Genomic DNA, 2,233 nt, shown 5'->3' on the forward strand with positions numbered 1-2,233 from the left:
GCTTACCGTTCGCCAAGTTTGCGATGATGTGCAAGATGCCGGGTATGTTACTGGATAAAACCAGCCCGCTCTCGATGCAAGGTAGTTATCTACCATCCCTGATGCCCTATGGCTGGGAGTTCTTCAAGGCCTGTTTCCCTGCAAAGTATGTGCAGGGCAAGGCCGCATTAAAAGCATTACAGGAACATGCCCAGCAAGCGGATCGGGATCTGTTGGCGCTGACGGGCACGGCGGATCTGATTAAGTCCGAAGGTTGCCTGGGACTGTTTGCAACAGAAGACGGTTTTGCTACCGCGCAGCAAGGCGATCTGAAAGAGCGTCGGGAGCAGGGGGTTAATCTCCAGTTTCTGAACGCAAAGCAGGTGCGTGACTTAGAACCTGATCTTGCAGGTTTTCACGCCGGTGGCGTTTTTTATCCCGACACTCGCTTTACGGTCAGCCCGTTGGAGCTGAGTCGTCGATATGCGCATCACTTTACCGCCAATGGCGGGATTATTGCGCAGGATGAAGTATTGGCAGTGAAGCCTAAAGAAGACGGTGTCGATCTGCGTTTGTCGCAGCATTCTGTTAGTTTTGATCGTGTGGTGATCTGCACGGGTGTGGCATCTAAAGCGCTGCTCGCACCGTTGGGTGTGAAAGTGCCGCTGGTAAGCGAGCGTGGATATCATCTGACATTGGATATTGGCGATAAACAGCTCAGCCGTCCGGTTGGCTGGTTGGATAAAGCGGTGTTTTTGACACCAATGGCTGATGGTGTGCGTCTCGCCGGTACGGCGGAGTTTGCGTCTGCGGATGCGCCACTGAACCCGCAGCGTGCAGAAACCATGTTAGAACATGCCAAAGTTATGCTGGATGATACACCGGAGATCAAATCGACCTGGGTGGGTAGTCGTCCATCAACGCCGGATTCCTTGCCGGTGATTGGTCCGTTAGAGCAACATCCTCGGATCAGTGTTGGATTTGGTCATGGGCACTTGGGTTTGACCTTCGGTGCCATTACCGGCCAGCTGATTGCTGAGAGTATTCAGGGGCAGATTCCATCTGTCGACCTAACACCATTTTCCGCTGCACGTTTTAGCTGATACGCGGCGACCAGAGAACAAAAATAAAGGTACATTTATGATTATTAAAGGCGGCATCAATATTTGTGGATTGACCATGGGCGTGATCTCATTGGAATCCTACTTTCCGAAACCTGATGGCCATATTAAGCATCCGGGTAGTTTCGATTTCCCTGTTTTCTATAAAACGGTGCAGGGGGCGACGATTGACCGCTTAATCCGCGAACGCGATCCTGAGCTGCTGAAACCCTTTATCGAAGCGGCACAGGAACTGGAGCGTGAAGGCGTGAAGGCGATCACCGGTAGCTGCGGTTTTCTGGCCCTGCATCAGAAAGAGATCGCCGATGCCGTGGATGTCCCGGTCTTTATGTCTAGCCTGATTCAAGTCCCGCTGGTTTCCCGTATGCTGAAACGTGACCAGAAAGTTGGTGTCGTTGTCGCCAATAGTGATGCCTTGTCTGAGGATCATCTGAAAGGTGTCGGTATTGCTGATGAGCCGATCGTGGTGGCGGACATGCAGGAGCAAAAGCAGTTTGCTGAAGTGATTCTGCGTGGTGAGACCAATGATCTGGATATGGACCTGTTCGAAGAAGAGCTCTGCTCAGTGGTTCAGAATATGCTGGATCAGAACCCGGATGTGGGTGCAGTGGTGTTGGAGTGTACGGATCTGTCCCACTTTGCACCCAAACTACAGGCTCGATTTGGATTGCCAATCTTTGATCTGAGCAGTCTGACCCGGATGGTCGCCGCGACCGTGGATCGCCAGATCGCCTGATTGATTCGCGATACCGTGCAGTCGATGACTGCGCGCCAGGCCCACTCTAAAGCCGGTTCGGACTGCACTCTGAACCGGCTTTTTTGTGTCCGAAAATTTCACTATGAATGAAATATCAGGCGATCTTATACATTGTTCAAAATTCTTTAATTGACCTATTTTGGTGCATACGGATAATGCCGCCTTCTTTCCATCTCGCTGAAGTGTATTCCGCCATCCATGCAACCATCAAATCTGCCACAAAGCGGTCTTTTCTGGACCCTGTCTGCCTACACCGTATGGGGGCTGATGCCCTTGTTCTATCAGTACCTCAAAGGTGTTGAGGCGATGGAGATCTTTGCCTTGCGTGTGCTGTGGTCGGTTCCGCTGATGGCGTTGCTCTTGTGGCTGACGGTCA

Annotated in this window: 2 protein-coding genes; both read left to right on the forward strand. The window is 51.8% G+C overall.

All coding sequences use genetic code 11. The annotated features are described in order from the left end of the window. The coding region (locus ABYW01_RS19900) for an NAD(P)/FAD-dependent oxidoreductase (RefSeq protein WP_372836154.1) at positions 1–1,082 on the forward strand (1,082 nt) is incomplete at its 5' end. Between the two features lie 37 nt (positions 1,083–1,119). Next, positions 1,120–1,836 (forward strand): aspartate/glutamate racemase family protein, encoded by a 717-nt coding sequence (locus ABYW01_RS19905; RefSeq protein ID WP_372836155.1) that lies wholly within the window; start codon positions 1,120–1,122, stop codon positions 1,834–1,836. Positions 1,837–2,233: the final 397 nt, after the last annotated feature.

It is taken from the genome of Pontibacterium sp., from assembly GCF_041587635.1.
GTDB lineage: Bacteria > Pseudomonadota > Gammaproteobacteria > Pseudomonadales > Balneatricaceae > Pontibacterium.